We start from the raw sequence: 15,228 nt of genomic DNA on the forward strand, positions 1-15,228 counted from the left end.
TTCTTGTACGCCGCCACGGCCGCCCTGGCCGCCTCGGTAGCCGTGGCCGCGGCCGCAACGCACTACCTGCGCTCTCGGCGAGCCGCCTCAAGCCGCTCCGCTTCCTTCCCGGCCCGGTTCCGATGACGCTGCGCGCCCGCAGGCCCGGCTCTTCCCGGCGGCGAAGCAACCGCCCTCGCACCTGCGCGCGCCGTCACCGCCGTTTCTCCCCGCGCCGTTTCTCCCTCCGCCCGGCCGCACTGCGTCTGCGCCCGGCCGCCCTGCGCCTGGCCCCCGCCGCGTTGCGCCTGGCCCCCGTGGTCTTCCCGTTCGCTCCGGCCGCGCTTCTCTACGCGCCGGCCGCGTTCCGCCCCACCTCCGCCCGGCCCCGCCCACCCGAAGAGTCGCCGCCGCCGCGTCAGAAGCCACCCCGGCGCACCGCGCTCCGCCTCCTGCTGTGGGCCGCCGCCGCGGCCGCCGTGGTCATCGCCCTGCGAGGCCGGCTCCCCGACCCTTCGTCGGTCGTAGAAGCCCTCACCCACGCCGACCCGCGCTGGCTGGCCGTCGCCGTAGTCGCCCAGATCCTCTCCCAGGCCGGCTTCGCCCTGCAGCAGCGCACCCTGCTGACCGCGCTGGGCACCCGCCTCACCGTGCCGGACGCCCTGGCCATCACCTTCAGCCGCACAGCCATGGGCTCGGTCCTGCCCGCCGGTTCCGCGGTGTCGGCCGCTTTCGCCCTGCGGCAGTTCCGCCGCCGAGGCGCCCACGTCACCGCCGCGACCACCGCCGTGGTGCTCTCGGCCACCGCCTCCGTGCTGGGCCTGGCCCTCCTCTACGTGGCCACCGCGGCCCTGCACCTGGCCCCGTCCCGCAGCACCGAGTTGGCCGTGGCGTTGATCGCCCTGGTCACCACAGCCGCCGTCCTCACTCACGTCCGCCGCCCCGCCTCGCCGTCCTTGTTCAGCCCGGCCGTCAGCTCGCCGCCTCGGCCCGTCCCGGCCGCCGATCTTCTCGCCTCGCCGAGCCGGTCCGCCGCATCCTCCTCGCTCGTTCCGGTAGTGGGGGAGCGGCGCGGATTTCCCGCCCTGTGGCGGAATCTCGTGGCATTTGCCCGGCGGTGGTTCGCATGGGCGGCCACCCAATCCCGCCGGATGATCGGTGAGGCGAAGGCCGTGCGCCCGCGGCACTGGTCGCTGGCTCTCGGATACGCGGCCTTGAACTGGACGCTCGACCTCGCTTGCCTGATCGCCGTAGCCCAGGCGTGCGACTTCCCACTGAGCACGCTCCAGCTCGCGTCGGTCTACATGGCAGTGCAGATCGTCCGCCAGATCCCGATCACTCCGGGCGGCATCGGCCTGATCGAAGCCAGCCTGCTGGCCGGCTTCCTGGCCGCCGGCGCCCCGGAGGCCGCAGCCGCCGCCGTGGTCCTCGGCTACCGCGTCGTCTCGTTCTGGCTGATGCTCCCCATCGGCCTGGCCACGTACCTACGGCTGAGCCGCTCCGAGCCGGCCCCCTCGCGCGGATAACCGCCCCCGCCGGCCCCGTTCCCGCCGGCCTTGCCCTCGCCGCCCCGGCCTCGCCTGCGGCCGCCCCCATACCGGCGACGGCCCGCCTGCCCTCTTCGTGCGGCCCAGCTGCCGCGCGGCCCGCCTGTCCTACTCGCTCGGCCCGCCCGCGCGGCCCGCCTTCCCCTGCCTCGACCAGCTCAGTCCTCGAGCCTGGGGTGAGTTCGGCGGAGACCGGCCGCCCCGTCGAACCAGCGACCGCCGCCGCGTCCGGACGGTACTCGCCGGAAAGTGCCGGCGCCCGAACCCTGCGGAGTGTGACGTAAGCAATTGTTGACTTACCGGAGGTGGGGGCGATAATAAGTCAGCAATCGTTTACATCTCTGGTTCGGGGTTCCCATGACGCAAACCATCGACGAGTCGCTGCCGCCGGCCTCAGTGCCGGCGGGCGAGCGCCGTGCCGGCAATCTGCTCGTGCTCTACCTGTCGCTGGGCGGCCTCGCGTTCGCGGTGCTCCAGTCGCTGGTGGCGCCGGCCCTGTCCACCATCGGGCGGGACCTCGGCGCCGACACCAGCGACGTCAGCTGGGTCATCACCGCCTACCTGCTCTCGGCCTCCGTCCTCACGCCCGTGCTGGGCCGTCTTGGTGACATGGCCGGCAAGCGCAAGGTTCTGATCGGCGTCCTCGCCGCCCTGGCCGCCGGCACCCTGCTGGCCGCGCTCGCCCCCAACCTGGGCGTACTGATCGTGGCCCGGGCGCTCCAGGGCGCGGCCGGCGCCATCCTGCCGCTCTCCATCGGCATCGTGCGTGACGAACTGCCCCGCGAGAAGGTCAGCGTCATCGTCGGCCTGCTGTCCGCCATCTTCGGTGTCGGCGCGGGTGTCGGCATCGTCGGCGCCGGCCCGATCGTCGAGCACCTCTCCTGGCACTGGCTGTTCTGGCTGCCGCTCGTGCTCGTGGTGATCGCGCTTCTCGGTGCCATCTTCGGCATGAAGGAGTCGCCGGTCCGTACACCCGGGAAGTTGGATGTTCTCGGCACTCTGATCCTGTCCGTGTCGCTGGTGTCGCTGCTGCTGGCGATCAGCAAGGGCCAGGCCTGGGGCTGGGGCGACGGCAAGACCGTGGGCCTGCTCGCCCTCGGCGTCGTGACGCTGGCCGGGTTCGTCCTGGTCGAGCTGCGCGTCAAGGAGCCGCTGGTCGACATGCGCCTGATGCGCCTGCGCGGCGTCTGGGCGACCGACCTGGTCGCGCTGATCCTCGGCTTCGCCATGTTCGGCACGTTCCTGCTGGTGCCGACGCTGCTTCAGCTTCCCGCGGCCACCGGCTACGGCTTCGGCAAGTCGGTCTCCGAGTCGGGCCTGTTCCTGCTGCCGACCGTCATCATGATGGTCTTCTTCGGCCCGCTGGCCGGCCTGCTCAACCGCAAGTTCGGCCCGAAGCTCCCCATGTTCCTCGGCGCTGTCTCGGTCGTGGCCGCGTTCGCGCTGCCGGCGATCGGCCACGGCCAGATCTGGCAGGTGCTGGCCTCCGGCGTCCTGACCGGCGCCGGCATCGGCCTGGCCTTCTCCGCCATGTCGAACGCCATCATCGAAAGCGTCCCCGCCGCGCAGACCGGAGAAGCCACAAGCGTCAACACCATTGCCCGTACGGTCGGAAGCAGCATCGGAACAGCAGTAGTAGCGGCCGTGATCTCCTCTCACACGACCGCGCAGGGCCTGCCCACCGACAACGCCTTCACCATGGGCTTCGCCGTCTGCGCGGGCGTAGCCGTCCTGGCGGTAGTGGCCGCCCTGGCCCTCCCGTCGGCCCACCGCCGCCACGAGGTGGCCGTCGAGACGGGCGTCAAGGACCTCCCGCCGGAGCCCGAGGAGCTTCATCTGACGCACCGCCACTCCTGACCCGTTCGACATCGGCCGCGACGGCTCCCCCCGCCGCGGCCGATCGGGGTAGAGTCTCGCCGCCCACTACAAGATCCATGCGGGAGGCGGCTTGGGACCGGAGCTGGTTGGCCTGGTGCTGCTGTGTGGTGGGCTCGGGCTGGCTGTCGTGCTCGTGGTCGCTGCTCTGGTTCGTGGGCGGCGGGCGCGTCGAGCGCCCCGGCTCGGGCCGTTTCCGCCGCGGGGGCCCTATCCGGGGCCGTTCTCGCCCGCGGAGCACTATCCGCCCGGGCCGTACTCCTCGCCTGAGCAGGGAAAGCCGGAGGGCTGAAGGAGCCTCAGAACTCCACCGGTGGTGCGTTGTGCGGGGTGATGACCTGGATGGCCGATGGGGTCGTCCACGGCGTGCCGGGTAGTTCCTTGCGGGCGCGCAGGACGGAGCGGCACGCCGTCCGCAGGTCCTGGCGCAGGTCGTGGTGCAGGACGGCTGAGATGCGGCGCTGGCGTAGCAACGGGGTGTTGTCGGCGTCCAGGTCGTGGGCGATCAGGGCCGCGTACGACCGCTGCTCGTCGCGGAAGGCGTTGATGACAGCGGTGGTGCCGCCCGCGCCGGCGTACATCGAATAAACCGCGACCAGACCCGGATGGGCGACCAGCGCCGTCCTTGTCGCCGCGTGGACGGCGGACGGGCGGTCCTCCTCGTCGACGACCTCGACCGCGCGGCGGTCGAAGCAGCGCAGCTCGGCGCGGAAGCCGGCGTCCCGTTCGTCCTCGCCGCGGTAGGAGCCGTGGCCGCGCACCACCAGCACCTCACCCGGGTCGGAGCCCAGCCACTGGGCGATCAGGTAGGCCGCGGTTGCTCCGGCCGCCCGGTTGTCGACGCCCACGTACGCGACGCGGCGGCTGCCGGGCAGGTCGGTGACCAGCGTGACCACCGGTACGCCCTGGCGGTCGAGGCGGTTGACCGCGGCGACGACGCCGGGCACGTTCGGGGCCTTCAGGATGACGCCGTGCGAGCCGCGCAGGTCGGCCAGCACGCGCAGCAGTTCGGGCACGGCCGGGCTGGTCAGCAAGTGGAAACGAGCCCGCACCACGGCCGGGCGCAGATCGGGCAGCGCCGCCTCCAGGGCCGCGCGCACCGCGGCCGAGAAGCGTGGTGGCGCCTGGACCACCAGGTCGATCAGGAACGTACGGCCGCCGACCGCCAGTTGTGACCGCTGCCGATCGAGGTCGTCGATGGCCCGGCGGACCTCGAGGACCGTGCTCTCGCGCACCCCGCCGCGCTCGTGCAGCACCCGGTCGACGGTGGCCGCGCTCAGGCCGGCCTGCGCCGCGATCTCCCGGATCCGGTACCGCATGCCGTCCAGCCTGAGGTGCTTTTGAGGTGTTCACAACCCCGCGGGGCCGCCGGAAGCACCTAGCGTCGAGGCATGACTACATGGACGGACGTCAGTCTGGAGGACTTCCGGGCCGTCGTCGAGCAGACCACCTATCCGGCCGACTACCCGCTCGCCGACGCCGTCGAGCGCAACGTCCTGATCTACGGGCCCAAACTTCTCGCGGCGGACCGCCCGGCCGCGAGGGACGAACTGGTCAAGGCGTTGCGGGACGGCCCCGGCATCGTCGTGTTCAGGGGAGCCTTCGAGCCGGAGGTGGTCGACCGGGCCACCGCTGTGTTCGCCGCGCTCATCGCCGAGCAGAAGGCGGCCGGTGTCTCCGGCGGCGACCACTTCGCCCAGCCGGGGGAGAACGACCGGGTCTGGGGCGCCCTCGACAAGTTCGCCCTGCGCGACCCGGAGGCGTTCGCCGCGTACTACGACAACGATCTGCTCGCCCTGATCTGCGAGGCCTGGCTCGGGCCGGGCTATCAGCTCACCTCACAGGTCAACGTCGTGAACCCGGGCGGGCGGGCCCAGGTCGCCCACCGCGACTACCACCTCGGCTTCATGTCGCGGGAGCAGGCCGCGCGTTTCCCGCTCCACGCCCATCTGCTCTCGCCCGTGCTGACCCTTCAGGGCGCGGTCGCCCACGTCGACATGCCGGTGGAGACCGGGCCGACCCTCTACCTGCCTCATTCGCAGAAGTACCCGGCCGGCTATCTCGCCTTCCACCAGCGCGAGTTCACCGGCTACTTCGACGCCAACCACGTGCAGCTGCCGCTGGGCAAGGGTGACGCCGCGTTCTTCAACCCGGCCCTCTTCCACGGGGCGGGGACCAATCACAGCGCGGAGGTACGCCGGATGGCGAACCTTCTGCAAGTGTCGTCCGCCTTCGGCCGCGCCATGGAGACCGTCGACCGGGCGGCCATGTGCCTGGCGCTGTATCCCACTTTGCGAACCTTGACCGAGCCCGGCAACGTGGTGGCCGCCGCGGCCGAGGGTTACGCGTTTCCCACCAACCTCGACCTCGACCAGCCCGTCGACGGCCTGGCCCCGCCGGCCCAGGCCGAGCTTCTGCGGCGGGCGCTGGACGAGGACTGGCCCTTCGACCGGTTCACCGAGGCTCTGCGGGCACATCAACGTCGGCGGTCGTAGGACCGACCGCCGAGGCCATCAGCGCCGAGTTCGGGATGTTCAACGGCCCCTCGTCGGTCTCCAGCACGGTGTAGAGCAGGCCGGCCGACACGATGGTGCCCACGTGCGGGCCGTTGAGCGCCCCCGACATGACCCGGACGCGGGTTCCCGGCACGTACGGCCGGGCGAACAGGATGACCAGCCCGGCGAACAGGTTGCCCAGCACCGGCTGGGCGGCCAGGCCGAGCACGATCCCGGTCACCGAGCCGGCCACCAGCAGGCGTTCGAGGCCCACTTCGAGAAGGTCGCAGACCGACACCGCCGCGATCAGATATCCGGTCAGCTCGACCATCACGCGCAACGGGGTCGCCGCCGCCTCACTGGCCCGCGCCACCGCGATCCGGTGCACCTCACGCGCGGCGGTGCGCGTCGCGGTCACCCCGAAGACCGCTACGAGCAGGGCGCAGCCGTACGTGATGAGTCTGTCCCTGGTCGTGGCGGTGCCGAACTGGGAGCCGGTGACGAGGGCGGCCAGCGCGGCGAAGCCGTAGGCGAGGGTCCGGCGGAAGTCCGGCCTCCACAAGTTGATCACTCTTGGTGACCCTATCGGCCGGGATCGCCGCCGCGAGTGTGATGATGCGTACGTGACGGTTCTCGACCCGGTCGTGCGGCTCCTCGTGGAGGCGTCCGCCGGTCCGCCGTTCCTGCACCAGATCGGGCCGAGCGACGGCCGTCAGGCGCTGCTGGAGTCGCAGGGCCCGCCGCGGCCCGATCCGGACGTGTCGGCCGAGTTCCAGGTGGCGCCGGTCGGGCCGTCCGGTCTCGTCGGCTTCTGGGTCTTCCGGCCGCGCGGCGCCTCCACCGGCACGGTCGTCTACGCGCACGGCGGCAAGTGGATGCTGGGCGACGCGCGGACGCACTGGGGCCTGATCAGTGATCTCACCCGGCTCAGCGGCCGGGTCTTCGTCGTGCCGGAGTATTCGCGCACTCCCGAGGCCCGCTACCCGGTCGCGATCGAGGAGATCTACGCGCTGCTGGTCTGGGTGGACGAGACCATCGGCGGCGACCTGGCCGTGGCCGGTGACTGCGCCGGCGCGACGATGGCGGCCGCGCTCACGCTGATGGCCAAGCGGCGCGGCGGCCCGCGGATCGGCGCGCAGCTGCTGTTCTACCCGATCCTCGACATCGCCTGCGACCAGCCGTCACACCGCGAGTTCGGCTCCGGATATCTGCTCACGCACGAGGCCGTGCGGTGGTACTGGCGGCAGTACAGCGACGACCCGGCGGAGCGGGCCGAGCCGACCCTGTCACCCGCGCTGGCCCCGGTGGAGGACCTCGCGGGGCTGCCGCCGGCCCTGGTCGTCTGCGCCGAGGCGGACCCGGTGCGCGACGAGGGCGAGGCGTACGCCGCGCGGCTGCGCGACGCTGGAGTGGACGCCTCGGCGGTGCGGTTCCTGGGCATGGTGCACGATTTCGTGTCGCTGACCCCGTTGCGGGACCGGCCGGCCACACGGGCCGCGATCGAGCAGGGTGCGGCCTTCCTGCGCGACCACTAGCGGGGGATGCGGACCGCCAGCATCGCCACGTCGTCGGCCCGGTCGGTCGTCATCTCCCGGGCGACGCGGGCCAGCAGGTCGCGCGGCGCCCCCGCGTTGCGGATGCGCAACTTGCCGTAGAGCCGCTGGAACCCCTCGTCGATGCCGTGGTTCCGGCTCTCGACCAGCCCGTCGGTGTGCAGCAGCACGATCGAGCCGCGCTCCAGCGTGGCCGTGTACGTGTGCCGGGGCGAGCCCCGCCGCGCCCCGAGCAGCAGGTCGTTGCCGGTCAGCGGCCGCACCTCGCCGGACGGGCCGATCAGCACCGGCGGCGGGTGGCCGGCGTTCGACCAGCGCAGCCGGAAACCGCCGCCGGGCGCCCGGTCGAGGAACGCCACCACCGCCGTCGCCATGGCCGGCCCGCCGAGCGCGAAGTTGGCCGCGTCCAGGCGGCGCAGCAGCGCCGACGGGGGCTCGCGCCGGTCGACCAGATAGGCCCGCAGCATGTTGCGCAGCTCGCCCATCCGGGCCGTGGCGGCCGTGTCGTGCCCGACCACGTCGCCGATGACCAGCGCCAGCCGCCCGTTCGGGCCGGGGATCACGTCGTACCAGTCACCACCGACCTTGCGGTGGCTGTCCGCGGCCCGGTAGTACGCGGCCAGCTCGAAGTCGTCGACGTGCGGCAGCCGCGACTCGATCGCCCGTTGCAGCGTGTCGGTGATGGCGGTGCGCGAGTCGTGCCGGGTCGCCCGTTCCAGCGCCTGCGCCACGTAGAGGGCCAGGGTGGCGATCATCGCCCGGTCGGCCACGTAGAAGGTCTGCGGCTCGTCCCAGGCCAGCATCAGCGCGCCCAGCGCGTCCGGCAGCGGCGCGCAGACCGCGGCCTGCCAGCCGTGATGCTCGAGCTCCTCGGCCAGCGTGGGGTGCTCCAGCGTCACGTCCATGCTGCTCTCGTAGTACCGCGAGCGCCGGTCCCGCATCGCCGTCGCGGTCAGCCGGTCCGACACCGCCCCGCGTCTGGCATCGCCGGGCAGCACGACCTCCGCGTGCGTGGCGCCCAGCGCCGCCTTCAGCAGCTCGGGCACGACCAGCAGGACATCGTCGGTGGTGGCGGTGACGGACAGCGACTCGCTGGCGTGCAGCAGCAGCCGGCTGCGCCGAAGTGCCGCGTCGTCCCGCACGAGCGGCGGCGCTGTGGCCAGAATGTTCTCAGTCATGACAACTCCCCCCGGAGAAGACCCCTCATGACTGCTGGTCACGAGGATGAATAAGAGCGTGACGAGATCGCGCTCCCAAGGCATCCGCCAAATGACTGTCCTGTCTGCCGCATCCCGTCGCGTCCGGCACGCGGTGAGTCGAATGACCGATGCCGGTCGCGGTGATCGCGGCCGACGATGAGCGCCGGAGGAGGTGCGTCCATGGGTGAGAAGTCCCGCCGCTGGGCCTGGCTGGCGGTCCTCGTCGTCGGCCTGGGTCTGTATTTCCTGGTCCTGCGCACGTTGGTGCACACGCAGAACCCCAATTTCGTGCCGGCGCTGATCCTGCTCGGCGCGAGCGTGGTGCCCGCCTCGTTCCTGACGTTCGCCCAGGCCCGCACCGGGCGGTGGGAGGTGCCGACCGGTGTGTTGCTGGTCACGGCCTTCTTCGGCGGCGTCATCGGGGTCGTCGTGGCCGGCACGCTCGAGTACGACGCGCTGCGCGACCTGGGCACTCTGCCGATGGTCGTGGTGGCGCTCGTCGAGGAGTCGGCCAAGCTGGTCGTGCCGGTCGTCCTGCTGATGACGGTGCTGGTCCGGCACACCCGCCGGCTGCCGTCGGACGGCCTGGTCATCGGCATCGCCAGTGGCATGGGCTTCGCCGCTCTGGAGACCATGGGGTACGCCTTCACGGCGCTCCTGCAGTCCGACGGCAACGTCGGCGCGGTCGAGGAGACGCTGTTCGTGCGCGGCTTGACCTCGCCCGCCGGGCACACCGCGTGGACCGGCCTGACCTGCGGCGCGCTGTGGATGATGCTGAGTTCGCCCAGCGGGCGCCACCTGCTCCAGTTCGCCGCCACCTTCGTGGGCGCGGTCGCCCTGCACACCGCCTGGGACACGTTCGGCAGCACTTGGGCCTACCTGGTGCTGGGCGTGCTCAGCCTGGGCTGGCTGACCCTGATGATGCGCCACTACCGGGCCTTTCACCCGGCCGTTGAAACGCGTCTCGCAGTTGGTGGCGCCCGCTGACCCCCAGCTTGGGATAGACGCTGTGCAGGTGGGCGCCGACCGTGCGGACCGAGATGAACAGCTGCTCGGCGATCTCCCGGTTGCGCAGCCCGCGCGCGGCCAGCTCGGCCACCTGCCGCTCCTGCGGGGTGAGCACGGCCAGCCGGGCGCTGCCGGCCGGACCGTCGTGCTGCCCGCTGGCCCGCAGTTCCCGGGCCGCCAGCCCGGCCGCGTGGGCCGCGCCGAGGGCGGTGAACGCCTGCTCGGCCGCGGCCAGCACGGCCCGGGCGTCGCGGGGGCGGCGGGCCCGGCGCAGCCATTCGCCGTAGTGGAGCCGGGCCAGGGCCCGCTCGTACGGCCACTGGTGCCCGGCCGGGTCGACGGTGGCCAGCCGGAAGTGGTGCTCGGCCCGTTCGCCGTCGCTCAGCAGCGCGTCGGCCAGGTGCAGCAGCAGCCGCATCCGGGCGCTGGGGTCCTCGCCGGCGCCCTCGCGCACGTGGTCGACCACCACCCGCACGTCGTCGCGGTGCCCGCTCCGGACCGCCGCCGCGGCCAGCTCGGCGATGTGCCGGCCGGCCAGCAGCCGGTGCCGGGGGCGGCCGTCGCGGTCGAACATGGTCCGCAGATAGCGGTAGGCGCTCTCGTAGTCCCCGTCGATGGTGGCGGCCAGCCCGGCCGCGCGCAGCACCCGCACGTGCACCGAGCGGTGCTGCTGAAGGTCGACCCGGGCCACCGCCTCCCGGACGAGCTGCTGGGCCGGCGCCGACTCGCCGCGCAACGCCAGCAGCTGGGCCCGCAGCGCGTCCATCTGGGCCGAGAAAACCGGCAGCCCGCCCGGCCCGACCACGTCGGCGCAGCGCTCGGCGTCCGCCCACTCGCCGGTGTCGATCAGGGCGCTGACCAGATGCGGGATCATCTCCACGCCGGAGACCGACGCGCGCGGGTCGTTCTCGCCGGCCATGGTCGCGCGCAGCAGGCCGGCCGCCAGCGCCGAGCGGTCCTCATATCCGGCCATCGTGCCGATGACGTTGAGCCGGTGCCGTTCGGCCGCGCTCAGCGGGGCACCGGGCGGCGGGACGGCGGTCGCGTCGCACAGCTCGCGCCCCGGATGGGCGGCCGGGTCGTGGACCAGCCGGACGAAGGTCGCGGTGGCCCGGTCGGCGCCCGGCCCGGCCGCGGCCAGCAGCCCGGCCAGGCCGCGCCGGTGCTCCTCGTCGCCCGAGGTGGAGGCGATGACCGAGGCCAGCCCGGCCAGGGCCGCCGCGATCCGCGGGTCCGACGGCACGCCGGCCCGGTGGGCCGCGGAGACCATGGCGTACGCCTCGTGCTGGCGCCCGGCCCGGGTCAGGGCGGTGGCCGCCGCGTGCCCGGCCATGTTGATCAGCTCCGGGTCGGTGGTGAGCCGCCGCACGGTCGTGTACAGCTCGCCCGGCCACTCCGTCTCGCCGAGGTTGCGGGCGTCCATCGCGGCCAGCGCGTAGCGGCGGGCCGCCGCGGCCGGCTCCGGCGACCGCTCGGCCGCGTTCTCCATCGCCTCGGCCGCCTCGAACAGGTCCCCGCGCTCGCGGAACGCGGCCGCCGCCGCCTCCAGGCCGGCCGCGATCCGCTCGTCGGGGCCGCCGGCCACCTCGGCCAGGTGCAGCGCCCGCAGCTCGGACCCGGCCGGCAGCGCCCAGGCCAGGTTCCGGTGGGCCTGCCGCCGCTGATAGGCGGGAACACCCTCGTACGCGGCGTCGGCCGCGAGCGGGTGCGCGAAGTCGACGGTGTCGCCGCCGGGCACGACGAGACCGGCCTGCTCGGCCGGCGCCCACCACTGCTGGTCGCGCAGCCCGGCCGCGCGGGTGACGCCGGCCCGTCCGGCCGGCGGGTTCGCCGCGGCCAGGTGCAGCAGCAGGCGGCGCGAGGGTTCGGGCAGCGCGGCGATCTCGGCCGCGAACGCCGACCGCAGCCGGCCGCCGGCGCCCAGTTCGAGCACCGCCGCCGGGTTCCCGGCCGCCCGGTGCAGCACCACGGCCCGCCGGCGGCCGGTCGGCGGATCGGGCTGCGCCTCCAGCAGGCGGGCGGCGTCCTCGCGGTCCAGCGGCCGCAGCTCGGCCGCCGGCAGGCCGCGCAGCGCGGCCGGGATCCGGTCGGCGACGCCGGCCAGCAGCAGCGCCGGCACCACCCCGGCCATCTCGGCCAGCACGGCGGCCGCGTCCGGGGTGATCCGGTGCACGTCGTCGACCGTGACCAGCAGCGGCGAGCCGACACGCTTGAGCATCCGGCACAGCGCCGCCGGGTCGGCCCGGCCGAGGTCGACCGGCCCCGGAACATCGTGCCGCAGCGCGATCAGCAGCCGCCGGATCAGCGCCGGAGCGGCCAGCGGCGGCCCCGGCGGCACGTCGACGGTGATCACCCGGTGCTGGCCCTCGTCACGGGCGAGCTGCGCCGCCGCGGCCAGCAGCCGTGACTTGCCGATGCCACGTCCGCCGGTGAACAGCAGCGCGTGCCGCCCCGGCCCGAGGCAGCCGGTGATCCGGGCCAGCTCGCGGTCGCGGCCGATCAGCCCGGCGCCGGGGTCGATGAGGGTGCTGTCCGGCATCGTTCAGCCCTCCGTGCCCGTGCTGCCCAGCAGCTCGCGCAGCTGGTGGCGGTTGCCGACGCCCAGCTGCGGATAGATGTCGTAGAGGTGCGAGCCGACGGTGCGCGGCGACAGCACGAGCCGCTGGGCGATCTCGCGGTTGGTCATGCCGTCGGCGGCCAGCCGGGCGATCATCTGCTTCTGCGCGGTGAGCGCGGCGAAGGCGCCGGCGGTGCCGCTGCGGTCGGCGTCGGCGTTGCCCGGCAGATAGGTGCGGGCCTGATCGGCGTGGGCCCGCGCGCCGAGCCGGGTGAACGTGTCGAGCGCGGCCAGCAGATGCGGCCGGGCCTCGGGCACCCGGCGCTGCCGCCGCAACCAGATGCCGTAGTTGAGCTGGGCCTCGGCCCGTTCCAGGGGCCAGTGCAGCGCCCGGTCGGGGTCGGCCAGCGCGGCCCGGAACCCCTCCTCGGCGCCGTCGGTGTCGTCGAGCAGGGCGGCGGCGTGGGCCAGCAGCATGGCCATCCGCGGTGTGGGCGGGTCCCCGGCCCGCGTGCGGCAGCCGTTGAAGATCTGCCGGGCCTGCGCCTTGGCCCGCGCCCGGCGGCTCGAGCGGCCGGCGGCCAGCGCCAGCTGGGGCAGCGAGCGCGGCCCGAGCAGGAAGTGGATCGGCTCGCCGGCCGCGTCGAACATGGACCGGAACTGGATGTACGCGGTGTCGTAGTCCCCGGCCGACAAAGCGGCCAGACCCGCGGCGCGCCGGCGCAGGCTCTCGCTGAACGGATCGCCGGACGGCCGGGGCGGCAGCGCCACCGCGGTGCCGGTGTCCTGGCGTACGGCCGCGAGGATGCCCCGCAGCCCCGGCAGGGAGCGCAGCAGCAGCGTCAGGTTGCCCACCTCGGCCAGCGTGGCCGAGTCCTCGATCGCCTCGTCGGCGTCCGGCCACCGCCCGCAGTCGATCATGGCGAGGATCATCATCGGGATCCGCCCGGCCAGCGCGCCCGGCGCCCCGTACGCCCGCTGCGCCTGCCACAGCGCCGACAGCTCGGCCGCCGCCCGCACGGAGTCGTCGGTGAGCCAGGCGACAGTGCTCGTGGCCAGCAGCCGGCAGATCTCGGCAAGCCCGTTGAGCGGCTCGGCGCCCCCGCGCAGGACCGGGCCCCCCGAGCCGGGAGCAACCGGATGCGCCACAGCGGGCGTCGTACCCAGCGCGGCCGGATTCGCTACAGCGCCCGCAATGCCCACCGCGCCCGTGATGCCCACCGCGCCCGTGATGCCCACCGCGCTCGCAATGCCCACCGCGCCCGCGATACCCACCGCGCCCGCGATACCCACCGCGCCCGCAATGCCTGCCATGCCGGCTGCGCCAGCAATGCCCGCCGTGTCCGCCATGCCTGGTGCGGCCGGATCTGCCACGGTCAGGACCGAGGCTCTGGTGGCCGGGTTCGCCGCGCCGGGCACGATGCTCTCGCCGAGCGGGCCGCCGGTGCCGTCCACGACGAGATCCAGGAGCGCGGGCAGCCCGGCGCGGTGCTCAGGGTCGCCGGACAGCGCCGCCGCGTTCGCGGCGACGGCGACATTGCTCATGGCCACCTGCCCGTCGGCCGGCCGGCTCTCCACCGCCGCCCGGGCCAGCTCGTACGCCTCGGCGAAGCGCGCCTGGTGCACGAGCGCCAGCCCGGCGCCCACGGCGGCCAGGCCGAGCACGTCCGGGTCGCCGGTCAGCGCGGTCACCCGGCGGTGCAGCTCGATCGCGCACGCCGGCTCGCCCGCCCGATAGGCCGCGACCGCCGCCTTGGCCAGCCGGCGGGCCGCGTCAGCCGGGTGCGGGCTGCGCTCGGCCGCCAACCGCAGCGCCCGCTCCTCGGCCAGGAAGTCGGCCCGGCGGCCGACCGTGGCCGCGCTGTCCTCCAGCGCCGCCGCGATCACCTCGTCCGTCCCGTCGCCGGCCAGCGCCGCGTGCAGCGCCCGGGCGTACGGCTCGTCGGCATGCTCGGCCAACGCGGCGTGCAGCGCCCGGGCATACGACTCGTCGGCATGCTCACCCAGGGCGGCGTGCTCGGCCAGGGCGGCGTGCTCGGCCAGGGCGGCGTGCTCGGCCAGGGCGGCGTGCGCGCGCCGGTCCGGGCCGGCGGCCGCTGCCACCCGGATCAGCGGATGCTCGAAGCGGACCCGCCCGCCGGCCAGTGTGACCAGGACCGCCTCCTCGGCCGGGGCCCAGTCGCGCAGGCCATCGTCGCCGCCACCGGCCCGGTTGACGGTGCCGATCGGCTCGGCCTCGTCGGCCAGGGCGGCCAGGCGCAGCAGCCGCCGGGTGGTGGCGGGCAGGCCCGCGAGCCGCTCCTGGAACTCGCGGGGCGGCTCGTCGCCGGTCAGCGCCAGCGGGTTGCCGCCGGCCCGGCGCAGGATGAGCCGCCGCGGCACGCCGGCCTCGCTCTCCGGCCGGGTGTTCAGCAGCCGGGCCGCCGCCCGGTCGGTCAGCGGGCCCACCCGGTAGCGGGGGATCTCGGCGCCCAGCCCGGCCGGCGGCTCCGATCCGCGGGCGGCCAGCAGCAGGGCCGCCCGCTCCGTGCAGGCGTGCCGGGTGGCCAGGGTCAGCAGCCGCAGCAGGTCCGGGTCGGCCCGGTCGGCCCGGTCGAGGATCAGCAGCGCCGGTCCGTTCGCGGTCAGCCCGTCGAGCCCGGTCAGGATCGCCGTGAGCAGGGCGGACTCGTCGGTGAGGTCGCCGCGCGCCCACGACCGGATCGCCGGGTCGAGGCGGGGCGCGGCCAGCTCGCGCAGCAGGCCCCGGTCGAGCGGCAGGACCCGGAAGCCGCGCTCGCGGGCGATGCCGGCGGCCGCGCGCAGCAGCGCCGTCTTGCCGATCCCGGCCTCGCCGAGCAGCACCATGGACATCGGCCGGGTCGCGGCCGACTCGACGAAGGCGGTGAGGTCGGCCCGTTCCCGGGCACGCCCGTACAACGTCGTCGAGCTCACTCCTCGCATCCCCCTTGATCGTCAGAAATCAGTACGAAAGCCGGCCGGGCGGGCTGCGCCGGTACCGTATTCGATCATCGG

Annotated in this window: 10 protein-coding genes; 5 read left to right on the forward strand and 5 right to left on the reverse strand. The window is 74.2% G+C overall.

What is annotated here, in order from left to right; genetic code table 11:
* The first annotated feature begins 122 nt into the window (after positions 1–122).
* Together ACFY36_RS41795 and ACFY36_RS41800 are read left to right on the forward strand one after the other, a co-directional pair.
* Entirely contained in the window at positions 123–1,505 is a 1,383-nt protein-coding gene (locus ACFY36_RS41795) for a lysylphosphatidylglycerol synthase transmembrane domain-containing protein (protein WP_499751468.1), read from the forward strand.
* Positions 1,506–1,883: 378 nt separating this feature from the next.
* Positions 1,884–3,383 (forward strand): MFS transporter, encoded by a 1,500-nt coding sequence (locus ACFY36_RS41800; protein ID WP_499751469.1) that lies wholly within the window; start codon positions 1,884–1,886, stop codon positions 3,381–3,383.
* Positions 3,384–3,700: 317 nt separating this feature from the next.
* Here the strand turns inward: ACFY36_RS41800 and ACFY36_RS41805 are convergent, their stop codons facing one another.
* A complete protein-coding gene (locus ACFY36_RS41805; RefSeq protein WP_499751470.1) occupies positions 3,701–4,720 on the reverse strand; it encodes a LacI family DNA-binding transcriptional regulator in 1,020 nt (339 codons plus the stop codon).
* 72 nt (positions 4,721–4,792) lie between these two features.
* Between ACFY36_RS41805 and ACFY36_RS41810 the strand changes: the two genes are divergently transcribed.
* A complete protein-coding gene (locus ACFY36_RS41810) occupies positions 4,793–5,896 on the forward strand; it encodes a phytanoyl-CoA dioxygenase family protein (protein ID WP_499751471.1) in 1,104 nt (367 codons plus the stop codon).
* On the opposite strand, the gene ACFY36_RS41815 is transcribed toward ACFY36_RS41810, so the two are convergent.
* Positions 5,856–6,467 carry a mechanosensitive ion channel domain-containing protein gene (locus ACFY36_RS41815; RefSeq protein WP_499751472.1) on the reverse strand — a complete coding sequence of 204 codons (612 nt, stop codon included), beginning with the start codon at positions 6,465–6,467 and terminating at the stop codon, positions 5,856–5,858. The genes ACFY36_RS41810 and ACFY36_RS41815 overlap by 41 nt on opposite strands.
* 52 nt (positions 6,468–6,519) lie before the next feature.
* On the opposite strand from ACFY36_RS41815, the gene ACFY36_RS41820 reads away from it, so the two are divergent.
* The gene (locus ACFY36_RS41820; protein ID WP_499751473.1) at positions 6,520–7,431 is read left to right on the forward strand and encodes an alpha/beta hydrolase; all 912 of its coding nucleotides are present in this window, start codon (positions 6,520–6,522) and stop codon (positions 7,429–7,431) included.
* Here the strand turns inward: ACFY36_RS41820 and ACFY36_RS41825 are convergent.
* A complete protein-coding gene (locus ACFY36_RS41825; protein WP_499751474.1) occupies positions 7,428–8,627 on the reverse strand; it encodes a PP2C family protein-serine/threonine phosphatase in 1,200 nt (399 codons plus the stop codon). The two genes, ACFY36_RS41820 and ACFY36_RS41825, sit on opposite strands and share 4 nt — an antisense overlap.
* 201 nt (positions 8,628–8,828) lie before the next feature.
* On the opposite strand from ACFY36_RS41825, the gene ACFY36_RS41830 reads away from it, so the two are divergent.
* Positions 8,829–9,635: a PrsW family intramembrane metalloprotease gene (locus tag ACFY36_RS41830; RefSeq protein WP_499751475.1), complete on the forward strand. Its 807-nt coding sequence runs from the start codon at positions 8,829–8,831 to the stop codon at positions 9,633–9,635.
* Here the strand turns inward: ACFY36_RS41830 and ACFY36_RS41835 are convergent.
* Complete coding sequence (locus ACFY36_RS41835; protein ID WP_499751476.1) at positions 9,544–12,195, reverse strand: LuxR C-terminal-related transcriptional regulator; 2,652 nt, start codon at positions 12,193–12,195, stop codon at positions 9,544–9,546. The two genes, ACFY36_RS41830 and ACFY36_RS41835, sit on opposite strands and share 92 nt — an antisense overlap.
* A gap of 3 nt (positions 12,196–12,198) precedes the next feature.
* On the reverse strand, positions 12,199–15,156 hold the full coding sequence (locus tag ACFY36_RS41840; protein WP_499751477.1) for a helix-turn-helix transcriptional regulator: 2,958 nt from the start codon (positions 15,154–15,156) through the stop codon (positions 12,199–12,201).
* Between the last annotated feature and the right edge of the window lie 72 nt (positions 15,157–15,228).

Source organism: Actinoplanes sp. NPDC000266 (genome assembly GCF_042899005.1).
GTDB lineage: Bacteria > Actinomycetota > Actinomycetes > Mycobacteriales > Micromonosporaceae > Actinoplanes.